Origin of the sequence: Aquibacillus salsiterrae, assembly GCF_028416595.1 — a bacterium.
Classification (GTDB): Bacteria; Bacillota; Bacilli; order Bacillales; family Amphibacillaceae; genus Aquibacillus_A; species Aquibacillus_A salsiterrae.
The window spans coordinates 265,752-281,683 of record NZ_JAMQKC010000003.1 but is presented as its reverse complement, the minus strand read 5'-3'; the positions used below and the strand labels follow the sequence as shown (position 1 = coordinate 281,683).

Annotated in this window: 16 protein-coding genes and 1 other annotated feature; all 16 genes read left to right on the top strand. The window is 37.3% G+C overall.

Annotated features, from left to right (window positions below; all coding sequences use genetic code 11):
- Nucleotides 1–56: 56 nt before the first annotated feature.
- The 16 genes from ftsA to pyrR all read left to right on the top strand — a co-directional run bounded on the left by ftsA (nucleotide 57) and on the right by pyrR (nucleotide 15,574).
- Complete coding sequence (ftsA, locus tag NC799_RS06035) at nucleotides 57–1,337, top strand: cell division protein FtsA (RefSeq protein WP_272445478.1); 1,281 nt, start codon at nucleotides 57–59, stop codon at nucleotides 1,335–1,337.
- A 100-nt stretch (nucleotides 1,338–1,437) separates the two neighbouring features.
- Nucleotides 1,438–2,577 carry a cell division protein FtsZ gene (gene ftsZ, locus NC799_RS06030; protein WP_272445477.1) on the top strand — a complete coding sequence of 380 codons (1,140 nt, stop codon included), beginning with the start codon at nucleotides 1,438–1,440 and terminating at the stop codon, nucleotides 2,575–2,577.
- A gap of 367 nt (nucleotides 2,578–2,944) precedes the next feature.
- Entirely contained in the window at nucleotides 2,945–3,865 is a 921-nt protein-coding gene (gene spoIIGA / locus NC799_RS06025; RefSeq protein ID WP_272445476.1) for a sigma-E processing peptidase SpoIIGA, read from the top strand.
- A gap of 101 nt (nucleotides 3,866–3,966) precedes the next feature.
- A complete protein-coding gene (gene sigE, locus NC799_RS06020) occupies nucleotides 3,967–4,686 on the top strand; it encodes an RNA polymerase sporulation sigma factor SigE (protein ID WP_272445475.1) in 720 nt (239 codons plus the stop codon).
- A gap of 120 nt (nucleotides 4,687–4,806) precedes the next feature.
- A complete protein-coding gene (gene sigG, locus NC799_RS06015) occupies nucleotides 4,807–5,586 on the top strand; it encodes an RNA polymerase sporulation sigma factor SigG (RefSeq protein WP_272445474.1) in 780 nt (259 codons plus the stop codon).
- A gap of 222 nt (nucleotides 5,587–5,808) precedes the next feature.
- A complete protein-coding gene (locus NC799_RS06010; protein WP_272445473.1) occupies nucleotides 5,809–6,075 on the top strand; it encodes a YlmC/YmxH family sporulation protein in 267 nt (88 codons plus the stop codon).
- Between the two features lie 68 nt (nucleotides 6,076–6,143).
- Nucleotides 6,144–6,953, top strand: a complete 810-nt coding sequence (gene pgeF / locus NC799_RS06005) for a peptidoglycan editing factor PgeF (protein ID WP_272445472.1) — start codon at nucleotides 6,144–6,146, stop codon at nucleotides 6,951–6,953.
- A 15-nt stretch (nucleotides 6,954–6,968) separates the two neighbouring features.
- A complete protein-coding gene (locus NC799_RS06000; protein WP_272445471.1) occupies nucleotides 6,969–7,643 on the top strand; it encodes a YggS family pyridoxal phosphate-dependent enzyme in 675 nt (224 codons plus the stop codon).
- A gap of 14 nt (nucleotides 7,644–7,657) precedes the next feature.
- On the top strand, nucleotides 7,658–8,086 hold the full coding sequence (locus tag NC799_RS05995) for a cell division protein SepF (RefSeq protein ID WP_272445470.1): 429 nt from the start codon (nucleotides 7,658–7,660) through the stop codon (nucleotides 8,084–8,086).
- Between the two features lie 4 nt (nucleotides 8,087–8,090).
- Entirely contained in the window at nucleotides 8,091–8,354 is a 264-nt protein-coding gene (locus tag NC799_RS05990) for a YggT family protein (RefSeq protein ID WP_272445469.1), read from the top strand.
- A gap of 229 nt (nucleotides 8,355–8,583) precedes the next feature.
- Nucleotides 8,584–9,357: a YlmH family RNA-binding protein gene (locus NC799_RS05985; RefSeq protein WP_272445468.1), complete on the top strand. Its 774-nt coding sequence runs from the start codon at nucleotides 8,584–8,586 to the stop codon at nucleotides 9,355–9,357.
- Between the two features lie 164 nt (nucleotides 9,358–9,521).
- On the top strand, nucleotides 9,522–10,043 hold the full coding sequence (locus tag NC799_RS05980) for a DivIVA domain-containing protein (protein ID WP_272445467.1): 522 nt from the start codon (nucleotides 9,522–9,524) through the stop codon (nucleotides 10,041–10,043).
- 85 nt (nucleotides 10,044–10,128) lie between these two features.
- Nucleotides 10,129–10,356, top strand: a binding site (T-box leader).
- Nucleotides 10,357–10,510: 154 nt separating this feature from the next.
- Nucleotides 10,511–13,264 (top strand): isoleucine--tRNA ligase, encoded by a 2,754-nt coding sequence (gene ileS / locus NC799_RS05975; protein ID WP_272445466.1) that lies wholly within the window; start codon nucleotides 10,511–10,513, stop codon nucleotides 13,262–13,264.
- Between the two features lie 191 nt (nucleotides 13,265–13,455).
- Nucleotides 13,456–13,926 carry a signal peptidase II gene (gene lspA, locus NC799_RS05970; protein WP_272445465.1) on the top strand — a complete coding sequence of 157 codons (471 nt, stop codon included), beginning with the start codon at nucleotides 13,456–13,458 and terminating at the stop codon, nucleotides 13,924–13,926.
- Entirely contained in the window at nucleotides 13,923–14,834 is a 912-nt protein-coding gene (locus NC799_RS05965) for an RluA family pseudouridine synthase (protein ID WP_272445464.1), read from the top strand. The genes lspA and NC799_RS05965 overlap by 4 nt, the downstream gene beginning before the upstream one ends.
- Before the next feature lie 197 nt (nucleotides 14,835–15,031).
- The gene (pyrR, locus tag NC799_RS05960; RefSeq protein ID WP_272445463.1) at nucleotides 15,032–15,574 is read left to right on the top strand and encodes a bifunctional pyr operon transcriptional regulator/uracil phosphoribosyltransferase PyrR; all 543 of its coding nucleotides are present in this window, start codon (nucleotides 15,032–15,034) and stop codon (nucleotides 15,572–15,574) included.
- Nucleotides 15,575–15,932 lie beyond the last annotated feature (358 nt).

Below are 15,932 nucleotides of genomic sequence, written 5' to 3'. Positions count from 1 at the left end.
ATTTTTCGTTAATATTTGTACTATTCAGATGCCTTAAGATTGGGAGGTGCCTTATTTTGAACAACAATGAAATTTTAGTCAGCCTGGATATAGGTACATCAAAAATAAAAGTTATTATCGGTGAAATCCTTAATGATTCTCTAAACATAATAGGAGTAGGAACAGCTAAATCGAATGGGATGAAAAAAGGTGCCATCGTCGACATAGACCAAACAGTTCAATCCATAAAAACAGCTGTTGAGCAAGCTGAGAGAATGGTAAATATGAAAATTGAACGGGTGGTTGTTGGGGTAAATGGTAACCATGTTCAATTACAACCTTGTCATGGAGTTGTCGCTGTATCAAGCGAAAATAGGGAAATTGGAAATGAGGACATTCGAAGAGTCATCGATGCTGCTCAAGTCGTTTCCATCCCGCCGGAGCGAGAAATTGTTGATGTTGTACCTAAACAATTTATTGTCGACGGATTAGATGAAATTAATGACCCAAGAGGTATGATTGGAGTCCGTCTAGAAATGGAAGGAACAATCATCACTTGCTCCAAAACAATGCTACATAATGTGTTGAAATGTGTTGAAAGAGCTAATTTAGAAATACAAGACATTTGCCTTCAGCCCCTTGCATCAGGAGCAATTGCTTTGTCGAAGGATGAGAAAAACTTAGGTGTTGCTCTAATTGATGTAGGCGGTGGTAGTACAACCATTTCCATTTTTGAGAATGACCATCTTGTTTCCACAAGCGTCCTTACATTAGGTGGAGACAATATAACGAAGGACCTTTCTATCGGGCTTCGAACCTCTTCTGAGGAAGCAGAGGATATCAAGCTAAACCATGGTCATGCGTTCTATGATGATGCAAGAGAAGAAGAAACATTTGATGTATCGATAATTGGAAGTAATAAAAAGCAAACATTTAATCAATTACAAATTTCTGATATGATTGAAGCAAGATTAGAAGAAATATTTGCTTTCGTCGATAGGGAAATACGTAAAATAGGATATCAAGAGTTACCAGGTGGTTATGTATTAACTGGAGGATGTGCTAACATGCCAGGGACGCTTGAATTAGCACAAGACCTTTTTGTCTCAAGTGTTAGAATTGCGACGCCAGATTACATAGGAGTTAGGGAGCCACAATTCACTTCTGGTGTTGGTATCTTGAAGTTTGCTTATCGGAATGCGAAAATACAAGGTAAAGAGATTGTAGAATCTGTTACACTTAAAGATCATGAAGAGCAAGTAAAAAAGCCAAAAAGGCAGGTTAAGCAAAAAGAAGTAAATACGAATAAGAAGAAAGAATCAGGGATTGCTAATATTTTCAAGTATTTCTTTGATTAACATTCCAAAAGGTTAGGTTCAAAACGTGTTTTGGACTTTCTCTAACAGATAGATACGACATCAATGAAACTTGTAATCTTGCAAAATAGGAGGAACAATTATGTTAGAGTTTGATATGAATATGGACCAGCTCGCGACGATTAAAGTAATCGGTGTTGGCGGTGGGGGTAGTAATGCGGTAAATCGAATGATCGAGCATGGTGTACAAGGCGTAGAATTTATCGCAGTGAACACAGATGCTCAGGCACTGAATCTTTCTAAGGCAGAAGTGAAAATGCAAATTGGAACCAAACTGACGCGTGGGCTAGGTGCAGGAGCCAATCCTGAAGTAGGTCGAAAAGCGGCTGAAGAAAGTAAAGAACAATTAGAAGAAGTACTAAAAGGAGCAGACATGGTTTTCGTCACTGCAGGAATGGGAGGAGGAACCGGAACAGGAGCAGCTCCTGTTATTGCACAAGTTGCTAAAGAACTTGGGGCACTAACCGTCGGGGTTGTCACTCGTCCGTTCACCTTTGAAGGTAAAAAACGTTCTACACAAGCAGTTTCTGGAATTGATGGACTAAAGGGTAGCGTCGATACACTGATTGTTATTCCTAATGACCGTTTATTAGAAATTGTTGATAAGAACACACCTATGCTTGAAGCATTCCGTGAAGCTGACAATGTTCTTCGTCAAGGTGTTCAAGGTATTTCTGATTTGATTGCCGTTCCTGGATTAATTAACGTTGACTTTGCTGACGTAAAGACCATTATGTCTGATAAAGGTTCAGCATTAATGGGAATAGGTATTGCTACTGGAGAAAATAGAGCAACAGAAGCTGCGAAGAAAGCTATTTCTTCCCCGTTACTTGAGACTTCAATTGATGGTGCACACGGTGTATTAATGAATATTACTGGTGGGACTAATTTAAGTTTATATGAAGTCCAGGAAGCAGCGGACATTGTTACTTCTGCTGCGGACCAAGAGGTTAACGTAATTTTCGGTTCTGTCATTAACGAAGATTTAAAAGACGAAATTGTTGTTACTGTGATTGCTACCGGTTTTGATGAGGCTCAATTAAAAGCTTCTCAATCGAAACAACGTCCACCAATCAATAATACTAGTCAGCAGCAACAAACAACAACTAGTGAGCGTCGACGGGACGAAGGAGTAAGAGAACCTGTTCATCAAAGAGTTAAACAAGAGGAAGAAACACTAGATATTCCAACATTTTTACGAAATAGAAACAGAAGAAGATAATCCTTTAGGGAGTAGTAAATTGTATTAAACAATTTACTACTCCCTTTTTTCATAGATTAAGAAAGTATAAAAAAATCCAAGAGCTGTCTTAGCTTCAGCGCTTTTCTGAATAGATTTACTACTTAAGCTTGCCTTAGGCTTTTCTTCGTCCTGTGTTTTTATTGTCGAATGGCTCATAGTGTTGTTGTTTAGGTTTTTATGAGCGGTGTTGATTTTGATATTGTCTTTCGAATGAAAAATTATGACAAATTATCTAATAACATCTAAAAATTAGTTGTTGCTATCACACAAAATCTGACAGACTTCTATTTCTAACTCCGCTATACTTACTTTAAATCACTATTTGTAACTTGAAAGGAAGAATAAAGTGACTATCTATTTGGATGCTGTTTGGCTGTTGAACTTTTTACTAGATTTTATGATTTTGATGCTAACTCAGTATATTACAAAAGCTAATACTAGTCGTCTCAAGCTTCTTTTTGGAGCCTTTATTGCATCCGTTATTGTTCCAATAACTTTATTTTTTCCTAATTCCCTGTTAACAGCACCGATGGGTAAAATTATCTATTCCCTATTTATTATTTTATGTACATTTGGATATGAAAATACCCGTCAATTTTTGAAAAAACTTTTATTTTTCTATTTTATTTCTTTTGTTTTAGGAGGTGGATTGATTGCATTGCACTTTCTATTAAATAAGCAAATGTACACCAATGGTAGTGGAGTATTAACGTATCAAACCGGTTATGGTGATCAAATTAGTTGGTTATTCATTGGGTTTGGATTTCCTTTAATTTGGTATTTTACGAAGGAAAGACTGGACAAGCATGCATATGAAAAATTTAGACATGACCAGTTGTATGAAGTTGATATTCAAATACTTGGAAAAACTTTCTCGACAATTGCTTATGTGGATAGTGGCAACCAATTAGTAGACCCTTTTTCACGAAAACCAGTGGTCATCTGTGATCAAGCGTTTATGGAGAATTGGTTTTCTAAAGAGGAAATACGTATCCTTGAACAAGCACAAGACAAATTAGTGTTCGAAGGGTTTCCAGATAAGCTGGAATCACTTATGAATATTGTTCCATATCAAGGTGTTAACGGGAATCGTACCTTCATGATTGTTTTGAAACCAGAAAACATGTTAGTAAAATACGAAAATAAACAAATATCAACAAACAAATTATTGATTGGAATTCAGTTTGGAGAACTAGCCGCAGATGGAAGCTATCACTGCTTATTACATCCAGAACTATTTAAACATTCGGTTGCAACTTCAGCCTAGTTTAAGGAAGGGTGCTGAAGTCAGAACCACCTGTAATGAAAGAGTGAAAACCTGTAACCGTATAAGGATAAAAAAACTAGAGCAAAAGGAGAGGATAGCAGATGAGAAAATGGAAATTAAAAATACAATTGTGGTGGTACAAACTTTTAATTAAGCTTGGTTTTAAAACAAATGAAATATATTACATAGGTGGAAGTGAAGCGTTACCTCCTCCGTTATCTAAAGAAGAGGAAGCTGAATTATTAAAAAGGCTACCTGTCGGCGATGAAGCAGCACGGTCAATGCTCATTGAAAGAAATCTTCGTTTAGTTGTTTATATTGCAAGAAAATTCGAAAACACAGGAATAAACATTGAGGATTTAATTAGCATAGGCACAATCGGATTAATTAAAGCAATTAACACATTTAATCCAGAGAAGAAAATAAAGCTTGCAACTTATGCATCTCGCTGTATTGAAAATGAAATATTGATGTATTTAAGAAAAAATAATAAAACTAAATCGGAAATATCATTTGATGAGCCGCTAAATATAGATTGGGATGGAAACGAGTTACTTCTATCAGATGTGTTAGGGACAGATGATGATGTAACGGTTAAGGACTTAGAAGCCAATGTCGACAAGAATTTACTAAAAAAAGCCTTATCACATCTAAATGACCGGGAAAAACAGATTATGGAACTACGCTTTGGTTTAATTGGAGAGGAAGAGAAAACACAAAAGGATGTTGCAGACATGTTAGGAATTTCTCAATCCTATATCTCGAGACTCGAAAAAAAGATAATAAGACGGCTAAAAAAAGAATTTAACAAAATGGTATGATCTTACTATCATAGCGATTAACAGAATATGGTACTGTAGATTGTTGAACCGTCTTGCATAAAAATTCCTTCTCTCGGTGATACTGTTCATTGAACAGCATCTCCAATGGGAGGGTAGAGTATGACAAGACATAAAGTAGAAATTTGTGGAGTCGATACATCAAAATTACCAGTATTAAAAAATGATGAAATGAGAAAGTTGTTTAAACAAATGCAAGAAGGTGATGATTCAGCCAGAGAACAACTTGTAAACGGTAATTTACGCCTAGTGTTAAGTGTAATCCAACGGTTTAACAATCGTGGAGAGTATGGCGACGACCTGTTTCAAGTCGGCTGTATTGGATTAATGAAATCCATAGACAATTTTGATTTAAGTCAAAATGTTAAATTCTCAACATATGCTGTACCAATGATTATTGGTGAAATTAGAAGATACTTAAGAGATAATAACCCGATAAGGGTATCTCGTTCATTAAGAGATACTGCTTATAAAGCACTGCAGGTCCGTGAAAGACTAATTAGTAAAACGTCAAAAGATCCAACGCCAATGGAAATTGCTGAAGAAATGGGAGTGCCACATTCTGACATTGTCTTTGCGATGGATGCGATTCAAGATCCGGTTTCCTTGTTCGAACCGATATACAATGACGGGGGAGACCCGATATTCGTCATGGACCAATTAAGTGATGATAAAGATAAAGAGTCAAATTGGTTGGACAAACTGTCTTTAAAAGAAGGCATGCACCGTCTTAACGAAAGAGAAACCATGATCTTAAACAAGCGCTTTTTTCAAGGTAAGACACAGATGGAAGTTGCTGAAGAAATTGGTATATCACAGGCCCAAGTATCTAGGCTTGAAAAAGCAGCTATCCATGAGATGAATAAGGAAATGTTTGAATAAAAGTAAAAGTACTAAAAAAGCCTTATCCTTCTACAAGGATAAGGCTTTTTTTTACAAGTTAAGAAAGAATAAAAAAACAAAGAGCTGTCTAGCTCCGGGTGCCTACCCTTTCGAAGTCTTAAGTCGAAATTTTAAGTTTTATCATACTTGCTCACGGATTTTTTTAAAAAAAGAAAATATCTTTTTTCTTCTGCATATAGTAGTAAAAAGGTAGGTGTTTGGATGATAACATTAACAGAGTTACAAATAAAAGACATCATCATGATGGAAGACGGTCGAAAAGTAGGAAATATAACTGATCTAGAAATTGATGTTGACAAAGGGAAAATACTTTATTTAATTATTGGGACAAAAGGAAAAGTGATGGGATTTTTTGGGAAAGATGAAGAGGTGATGATTCCTTGGGAAAATATTGTTACGATTGGTTCGGATGTCATTTTAGTAAAAAAAGACAAGAATCCGCAACTTTTTTCACAACGAATGGAGTAATCAGGTGAATTCTACAAGAAATCCCTAGATAATTGTGGTAAAATGGTGAAAATAGAGGAGTGTTGCAAATGGAGCCTTTTCAAGCTAAAGATCCATCATTTTTAATGATTGATAAATGGAAGCGAATATCCCCGCGCCTTCAAGCAGGTATTTCAACAAGATTTGGCGGGGTAAGTCCCGATTCATTTTCATCATTGAATTTAGGATTTCATGTCCCGGATTCTAAGAACAATGTTTTGCAAAATAGACGTATCTTAGCTGAAAAGCTGAACATTCCTTTACATAGCTGGATTATGGGCGAACAAATTCACGGGACAAGTATTTCAGTCGTTTCTAAGGGTCAAGCAGGACTAGGGGCGTTTAATCATGCTGATGCCTTGGCTGGTGTAGATGGTATGATCACCCAAGATTCAGGTGTTTTGTGTGTTGCTATGTTTGCAGACTGTGTTCCGTTATTTTTCTTTGATCCCGTCAGTGGCTGGATAGGAATAGCTCATGCTGGATGGAAAGGGACTGTAAATAAAATGGCTAGTAAAATGGTTGAAGCAATGTCTGAACATGGGGTAAATACAAATGAAGTGGAAGTAGTTATCGGTCCGTGTATAAGTCAGGCTCATTATGAAGTAGACCAACATGTGATCCAATACATTCCTGACGATGTTTACGATAGCGTCGTTATCAATAATGGTAATGGTCATTTTATGTTAGATTTAAAAGAATTGAACTATCAATTACTTGTTAAAGCGGAGGTAAAACCGCAAAACATAGCTAAAACCAATTATTGTACATTTAAAGATGATATCTTTTTTTCACATCGCAAAGATAATGGAATAACCGGTAGATTTGTCGGTTTTATCGGATACGAGGAAAAGACTTAGAAAGGAGATAGATCATTGACTGTACAAGCAAACTTCCACGATATTAAAACACAAGTGGAGCAATCGTGTAAAAAGATTGGTAGAAATAAAGAAGATATAACGATCATTGCTGTTACCAAATATGTTACTGCTGAACGCGCAAAAGAAGCACTCGATGCAGGACTGTGCCATCTTGGTGAAAACAGACTTGAAGGTCTTCTTGAGAAATATGAGGAAATCGGTAATCGTGCTACCTGGCATTTTATTGGTTCTTTACAATCGAGAAAGGTAAAGGATATTCTACCACATGTTGATTATATCCACTCATTGGACCGGGATTCATTAGCTAAAGAAATTAATAAGCGCGCAGACCGTCAAGTCTCCTGCTTCGTACAAGTTAATGTTAGTGGAGAACAATCAAAACATGGACTTGACCCTAGCCAAGTTGTTCCCTTTATTGAAAAATTAAAAACCTATCCTAACATAATAGTGGTTGGGTTAATGACAATGGCTCCATTGGTTGATAATGAAGAAATAGTAAGGAAAACATTTCGTCAATTAAAACATATTCGTGATGAAGTAATGGACAAACAATGGGCGCATGCACCATGCCGTTACCTTTCCATGGGGATGAGCAACGATTTTCATATTGCGGTAGAAGAAGGTGCTACACACATTCGGATAGGTACGAAGCTAGTCGGTTTAAATTAAAAGAGGTGAAACCCATGAGTATTAAAAATAAGTTAAAAACATTTTTTGCTGTTGATGATGAATATGAGTATGAATATGTAGAGGAAGAGGAATTGCAAGTACCAGAGGCTGCTTCTAGGAAAGAAAGACGAGAAAATGTCGTTAGCCTGAAGGCGATGACCAATAGTTCAAAAGTTGTTTTATGTGAACCAAGGTCATATAGTGAGGCGCAAGAAATTGCAGATAATCTAGTTAATCGTAGATCTGTTGTGATAAACCTCCAACGAGTAGAACATCAACAAGCGAAACGAATTGTTGATTTTTTAAGTGGCACAGTATACGCCATATCTGGTGAAATCCAAAAGCTTGGTCCGCACACATTTCTATGTACGCCAGATAACGTAGATGTATCGGGTTCGATTACAGAAATGCTAGAAGAAGATAATAGAGAGAAAGGATGGTAATATAATGTCACAGATCTTTAGTTTGCTTTATTCATTAATCGAGATCTATAGCTTTGCTTTGATTGCCTATATTTTATTGTCGTGGTTTCCTGGTGCAAGAGAGTCTTCGATTGGGAGTTTATTAGCTCGCATTTGTGAACCATACTTAGATCCATTTCGGAAAATCATTCCCCCTTTAGGCATGATTGATATGTCACCAATCGTAGCAATCTTAGTGCTTCAATTTGCAACAAGTGGCTTAGGTGTGTTGCATCAAATGCTTGTCTAATTTAAGTATTTAGAAGTGGAAAAACTTGGCTGCAGTGCCAAGTTTTTTGATGGTAATAGATAAGTAAAAGATACTTAAGGTGTAAGAGGTTGTTCAAAAAGGCCAGTGAAAATGACACATTATCGTTTCTTCGTTAGCTTGCTTTTGCGAAGTTCGTGTGCGCCCCCCCCTGAACCTAAGGGAAGTTAATTCCTCGGTCCTTTTTAACCGTATGATAAAGGAGATCGATATGGAAGTTTACCAACATTTTCGTAAAGAAGAGCATCCGTTTATCGACCAAGTGCTTTCCTGGAAAGACCAAGTAGAAAGAAGTTTTCAACCTAAACTTAGTGATTTTTTAACTCCTCGTGAACAGACAATCTTTCAATCAATTATCGGAAATAATAGTGATATGAAGCTTTCCTTTTTTGGAGGGAAAGAAAGTGCTGAGCGAAAACGCGCAATCCTAGCCCCCTATTATGAAGAAATAGCAGAGGATGATTTTCAAATTTCATTGCTTGAGGCGACGTATCCAATCAAATTTATCTCTATAGAACATCGAGATGTTCTTGGAGCATTTTTATCCTTAGGGATGAAGCGCAAAAAACTTGGAGATTTGGTCGTCTATGACGGCACTATCCAATTATTGGTTGACCAAGAAATAGAATCCTATGTTAAAGTGAATTTAACCGAAGTAAAAAAAGCAAATGTATTATTTGAACAACAGCCATTCTCGCACTTAATCGAAAGTCAGGAGAAATGGGAGCAAAAGCTAGTAACTGCTTCTTCTTTACGACTTGATGCGGTATTAAAAGAAATTTATCAATTATCTCGTCAAAATGCTGCAGCAGCTATCCAAAAAGGATTAGTGAAAGTAAATTATCAATCAATTGAAAATACGTCTTTTTTGGTCGAAAAGGATGATTTAATTTCATTTCGAGGCAAAGGGAGAAGTAAAATTGATGAAGTCCATGGATTATCTAAAAAAGACAAATGGAAAATGACAGTTGGTATATTAAAATAAGAAAAGCGCAAGGCCCTGGAGCTGAGCTAGACAGCTCTTGGATTTTTTATACTTTCTTATCTTTTAAGAAAAACTTGAATTTTTTGCAGGAATTTACGAAAAAATGTCGAAATTTTAAGTAGCAAATAGAATGGAAATATGATTGTTGACAGGAGGTGGCCAAAGTGCCATTAACACCATTAGATATTCATAACAAAGAGTTTACTCGAGGCTTTCGTGGGTATGATGAAGATGAAGTAAACGAATTTTTAGACCAAGTTATAAAAGATTACGAATTAGTTATCCGTGAAAAAAAGGAATTAAAAGAAAAGGTTGAACAGTTAAGTGATAAATTAGGGCACTTTTCAAATATTGAAGAAACACTGAACAAGTCAATTCTTATAGCGCAGGAAACGGCTGAGGAAGTAAGGGGGAATGCTACAAAGGAATCTAAGCTTATCATCAAAGAAGCCGAAAAAAATGCAGATCGTATCATTAACGAAGCATTACAAAAATCGCACCGAATTGCGATAGAGGTGGAAGAGCTTAAAAAACAAGCAAAAGTATTTAGAACGCGATTAAAAATGTTAGTCGAAGCACAATTAGACTTGATAGAGAACGAAGATTGGGACGGTTTAATCAATACAGATATCGGTGAAGAACAAGAAGAAGAATTTAGAAGAGAATCTTATGAGAAAAATTATTAAGCCTTGACGTTTGCTAAATAATTACATATAATTCATTAACATAAGTCTATTGTTTAGGATTACTGAAAAAATAAGTACTGATAGTGTAAATACAATGACAGGGAAAGTATAAAAGGTAAGTAAGCTGTTACAAGCGAGTTAGGGACGGTGGAAGCCTAATCAGCACCCTTTTAAAAAATCACCCTCAAGTATCCATCTGAACGAATAGTAGGAATGGACGGTTCATTCACGTTACGAATTCTTGAGAGGATAGAATTTAGTTGCTACATTCTATCTATTAAGGGTGGTACCGCGAGTCTTTCTCGTCCCTTTTAGGGATGTGAAAGGCTTTTTTTGTTGTCTAGGAGAAAATTATAAAATCTAACTTGATATGGATAACAAGTAAAGTCAGCTACGGCGCCACCCCCCTCAGAGGTCTTAAGTCAACTAGAATTTGTTTTTAGCAATAATGTAGGAGGAGAATGTAAATGGATTACAAACAAACATTGTTAATGCCTGAAACTGAGTTTCCAATGCGTGGTAATTTACCAAATAAAGAGCCAAAAATGCAAGAAAAATGGGATGAGACAGATATCTATGCTCAAGTCCAAAAACGTACAGAGGGTAGACCGTTATTTATTCTTCATGATGGTCCTCCATACGCAAACGGTGACCTACACATGGGGCATGCGCTAAATAAGATTTTAAAGGATTTCATCGTTCGGTATAAATCAATGGCTGGATTTCATGCACCATATGTACCAGGGTGGGATACACATGGGTTACCGATTGAGTCTGCCTTAGCAAAAAAGAAAGTCGACCGTAAAAAAATGTCAGTTGCTGAATTTCGCCAAAAGTGTGCTGAATATGCACTACAACAAGTTGATAATCAACGAACACAATTTAAACAGTTAGGTGTTCGAGGAGATTGGAACAACCCATATATTACTTTGACGAAAGATTATGAAGCAGCCCAAATAAAAGTATTTGGTGAAATGGCGAAAAAGGGTTATATCTACAAAGGTTTAAAACCTGTCTATTGGTCTCCATCTTCTGAGTCAGCCTTGGCTGAAGCAGAAATTGAATACCAAGATAAGCGCTCTGCTTCTATCTATGTAGCTTTTGAGGTGAAGGACGGGAAAGACTTGTTAGATGGTGATGAGAAGTTTATCATCTGGACAACAACACCATGGACAATTCCTGCCAACCTAGCCATCTCGTTGCATCCTGACCTAGAGTACGCAGTAGTTAAAGTTGATGGGAACAAGTATGTGATTGCCCATGATATGTTAAAAGAAGTAAGTGATATGTTAGAATGGGAAAATTCAGAAGTTATCAAAACGTTCAAAGGTCAACAAGCGGAAAACATAGTTGCAAAGCACCCATTCTATGATCGTGATTCTCTCATCATTTTAGGCGAACACGTAACCACAGATAGTGGTACAGGGCTTGTTCATACGGCACCTGGACACGGGGAAGATGACTTTTTTGTTAGTAAAAAGTATGGCTTAGATGTGTTGTGTCCTGTCGATGAAAAAGGATACTTTACAGAGGAAGCACCTGGGTTTGAAGGCCTGTTCTATGACGCGGCTAATAAAGAAATTACCCAAAAGTTAGAAGAGGTAGGAGCTTTGTTAAAGCTTAACTTTATTACTCACTCCTATCCACACGATTGGAGAACGAAAAAGCCAACCATCTTCCGAGCAACGAACCAATGGTTTGCATCGATTAAAGATTTCCGGGACGATATTTTAACAGAAATTAATCGTGTTAACTGGTATCCAAAGTGGGGCGAAACGAGACTGTATAACATGGTTCGTGACCGTGAAGATTGGTGTATTTCTCGTCAACGTACGTGGGGGGTTCCTATTCCGGTATTTTATGGAGAGGATCGTACTCCAATTATTACCGATGAAACAATTTCCCATGTTTCGGATTTATTTCGCCAGCACGGGTCAAATATTTGGTTTGAATGGGAGACAAAGGATTTATTACCAGATGGCTTTACTTCAGAACATAGTCCAAATGGCACATTTACAAAGGAAACTGATATTATGGATGTTTGGTTTGATTCTGGTTCCTCTCACGAAGGTGTTCTTGTGGAACGACCTGAATTACGTAGACCAGCAGACGTTTATTTAGAGGGTTCTGACCAATACCGTGGCTGGTTTAACTCATCTATTTCAACAGCAGTTGCAGTCACTGGTAATGCTCCTTATGAAACAATTATTAGTCATGGATTTGCTTTAGATGGCGAAGGCCGTAAGATGAGTAAATCTGTCGGTAATGTTGTCGTACCTGCAAAGATTATGAAGCAATACGGTGCTGATATTTTACGTTTATGGGTAGCCTCCGTAGACTATCAAGCGGATGTGAGAATCTCTGATGATATTATTAAGCAAACGTCTGAAGGATATCGCAAAATTAGAAATACGTTCCGGTTTATGTTAGGAAATTTACATGACTTTGATCCGAAAACAGATGTTGTACCAGAAGAAAGTTTACAAGAAGTTGATCGTTACATGCTAATTCGATTACAAGAACTAATTGAAAAAGTAAGATATGCCTATGACAATTATGAATTTTCAACCATTTATCATAACGTTCACAACTTCTGTTCGATTGACTTAAGCTCCTTCTATTTGGATTTTGCCAAAGATGTTTTATACATCGAAGGTAAAGACAGTGAGCGGAGAAGAAGCATTCAAACAGTTTATTTTGAAACGGTTACGACAATGGTCAGATTACTTGCACCAATCCTTGCCCATACTGCAGAAGAAATTTGGGGTTATATTCCTGGAGTAGAGGAAGAAAGTGTTCAGTTAACAGATATGCCAAAGCCAAAAGAAATCAAAAATAAAGAAGAGCTTAAGGCAAAATGGGATCAATTTATGGAAGTAAGAGATGATATCCTAAAAGCATTAGAAGAAGCACGTGCAAATAAGGTAATAGGGAAGTCATTAGAAGCACGCATTGTTGTTGTTCCAAAACATGAGAAGACGAAAGAATTACTGGAAACAATCGAACATTTACATCAACTATTAATTGTTTCAGGACTTGAACTTGTAGACGAGAATGAAAATGCGAAGGAATTTGATCATGTTTCAGTCCTGGTTGAGAAACACACTGGTGAAAAGTGTGAACGTTGCTGGGTTGCATCAGATACTGTTGGATCGAATGAAGCATACCCTGAGTTATGTAATCGCTGTGCCGATATCGTCACAGAGCATTATGCGAATTAAAAATGATTGACCAAGAAGGCTGGACGTAATGTTCAGCCTTCTCTGATGAATAAAATTAAAAAATGAACAAAAATTAGCACATGCTCTGTACATACTCTTTTGATCTTCAATAAGGATGTCATTTATTTTATTTCTGTTTTTGTGATAAAATGCTATAGAATGTAGAAAGTAAAGAACGGGGGATTTTAGCTATGCTTTACTATTTAATTGCCTTACTTGTCATTATTATTGATCAACTAACAAAGTGGTGGGTTGTTACTAGAATGGAGTTAGGTGAAAGTATTACTGTCATTGAAGATGTGTTTTACATAACCTCCCACCGTAATACGGGAGCCGCGTGGGGAATATTAGCTGGACAAATGATTTTTTTCTACATAATAACAGCGATAGTTATCGTGGTGGTCATATACTACATGAACAAGTTTGCCAGAGAAAGTAAGTTGATGGGATGGTCATTAGCACTCATTCTAGGGGGAGCAATTGGAAATTTTATTGATCGCCTCTTCCGTAAGCAAGTTGTAGACTTTTTTAATACGTATATCGGTAGTTATGACTATCCTATTTTTAATGTGGCAGATTCTGCCCTAGTCGTCGGAGTGATTCTAGTCTTACTAGTAACATTTTTAGACGAAAAGAAGAAGAAGGGAAGTATGAAGGCATGACCGACTTTAGTCATGAGGTTCAAAAAGAAGAAGCAGGTCTACGAATTGACAAATTATTGGCAAGTCTTAATCAAGATGCCTCAAGATCCCAAGTTCAAGCATGGATTAAGGGCAATTATGTTGAAGTAAACCAAGTAGAGGTCAAAAGCAATTATAAATGTCAAGCAGGTGACCATATTTCTTGGGAAATACCTGAGCCAGAAGAGTTAGATGTTATCCCTGAAAATATTCCACTTGAAATTGTTTACGAAGACGAAGACGTGTTAGTTGTAAACAAGCCAAAAGGAATGGTCGTTCATCCATCACCTGGTCACCCAAACGGTACATTAGTCAACGCGTTATTGTACCACTGTAAGGATTTATCAGGAATCAATGGTGTCATTCGTCCTGGTATTGTCCATCGGATTGACATGGATACAAGTGGATTATTAATGGTAGCTAAAAATGACGCGGCCCATGAGTCATTAGTCAACCAATTAAAGGAAAAAACAGTCAAACGTTCTTACCAAGCAATTGTGCACGGCGATATTACGCATGAAGTTGGAACGATAGATGCTCCACTTGGAAGAGACCCGCGTGATCGGCAAAAGATGGCTGTAGTTGATGATGGACGGCATGCGGTAACCCACTTTGAAGTGTTAAAAAGGTTTGGCCATTTCACTCATGTTAAGTGCGTACTTGAAACAGGAAGAACACATCAAATTAGGGTTCACATGCAATATATCGGCTTTCCACTTGTAGGAGACCCTAAGTATGGTCCAAGGAAAACTCTAAATAGTAATGGACAAGCCTTGCATGCAGAAGTAATCGGGTTTAACCATCCGAAAACAAAAGAATGGTTAGAATATCAAATTGCTCCACCTGAGGAATTCCAACACCTATTAAAAGAAATTGAAAAGATGAGTTGACAGATAGAACAAACTTTGGAATAATTGTATGTAGAATATAATAGAACCTTTAACGCAGTCCCGTGAGGCTGAAAAGGAAACGGTAGTGTTAGACGCTTAAAAGGATACGTCTATCCAACCCCCCCTTTTTCTTCGCGGAAATGGGGGTTTTTTGCTGAAATTATATCCAGTTTCCGTCTCAGAGAGGAGCAGATCCCGTGAATAAAAAAGCAACGGTTTTAGATGCGTCAGCAATTAATCGGGCACTTACTAGGATTGCACATGAAATATTAGAGAAAAATAAAGGTGTTGAAGGATTGCTGCTTGTTGGTATTAAAACAAGGGGGATTCCCTTAGCTAAGCGACTTAAACAGAAAATTGTTGATATAGAAGGGATAGAACCGCCATTTGGAGAGTTAGATATCACTTTATATCGTGACGATTTAAATCATGTGAATAATAGCAAGGAACCAAAAATTCAAGATACAAGAATCGATGACCAGATCTCAGGTAAAAAAGTCATCCTTGTTGATGATGTGTTATTTACTGGTAGAACAGTTCGGGCTGCCATGGACGCGATCATGGACCAAGGTAGACCATCACAGATCCAACTTGCTGTGTTAGTCGATAGAGGGCATCGTGAATTACCAATTCGAGCAGACTATATTGGTAAGAACATTCCTACTTCACAAGACGAAGTGATCGTAGTGCAGCTAGATGAAACAGATAAACAAGATGAAGTGAGTATTTTTGAAAAATAATAGAATAGAACCTTTAAACTAAGTCCTGTGAGGCTTAAAAGGTTGCGACAGAATACGTGTGGAAATTTGTACACGTCTACCTCTTTGCAGCCTGCAAAGAGGTTTTTTATTGTCTTGATAAGAAACAATTTAAACGTGGATAACATTCTAGATAACCACGTCAGGTCTTGTCTTATGCCTGTCGGGTCTAGCAAGGCGCCTGCGCTTTTCTTGATTGTCTAGCTTCAGCGCCTAGCCCCTCGGGGTCATAAGTCAATCCCTTGTGTGGCAAAGACCGCCACGTCAGGTCTTGTCTTATGCCTGTCGGGTCTAGCGAGGCGCCTGCGCTTTTCTTAGTGTAAAAAAATACGGTGATGGA

Coding starts and splice junctions, on each gene's coding strand:
- ftsZ (WP_272445477.1), top strand. CDS start 1,438: ATGTTAGAGTTTGATATGAATATGGACCAGCTCGCGACGATTAAAGTA.
- sigE (WP_272445475.1), top strand. CDS start 3,967: ATGAGAAAATGGAAATTAAAAATACAATTGTGGTGGTACAAACTTTTA.
- sigG (WP_272445474.1), top strand. CDS start 4,807: ATGACAAGACATAAAGTAGAAATTTGTGGAGTCGATACATCAAAATTA.
- NC799_RS06010 (WP_272445473.1), top strand. CDS start 5,809: ATGATAACATTAACAGAGTTACAAATAAAAGACATCATCATGATGGAA.
- pgeF (WP_272445472.1), top strand. CDS start 6,144: ATGGAGCCTTTTCAAGCTAAAGATCCATCATTTTTAATGATTGATAAA.
- NC799_RS05995 (WP_272445470.1), top strand. CDS start 7,658: ATGAGTATTAAAAATAAGTTAAAAACATTTTTTGCTGTTGATGATGAA.
- NC799_RS05990 (WP_272445469.1), top strand. CDS start 8,091: ATGTCACAGATCTTTAGTTTGCTTTATTCATTAATCGAGATCTATAGC.
- NC799_RS05985 (WP_272445468.1), top strand. CDS start 8,584: ATGGAAGTTTACCAACATTTTCGTAAAGAAGAGCATCCGTTTATCGAC.
- ileS (WP_272445466.1), top strand. CDS start 10,511: ATGGATTACAAACAAACATTGTTAATGCCTGAAACTGAGTTTCCAATG.
- lspA (WP_272445465.1), top strand. CDS start 13,456: ATGCTTTACTATTTAATTGCCTTACTTGTCATTATTATTGATCAACTA.
- NC799_RS05965 (WP_272445464.1), top strand. CDS start 13,923: ATGACCGACTTTAGTCATGAGGTTCAAAAAGAAGAAGCAGGTCTACGA.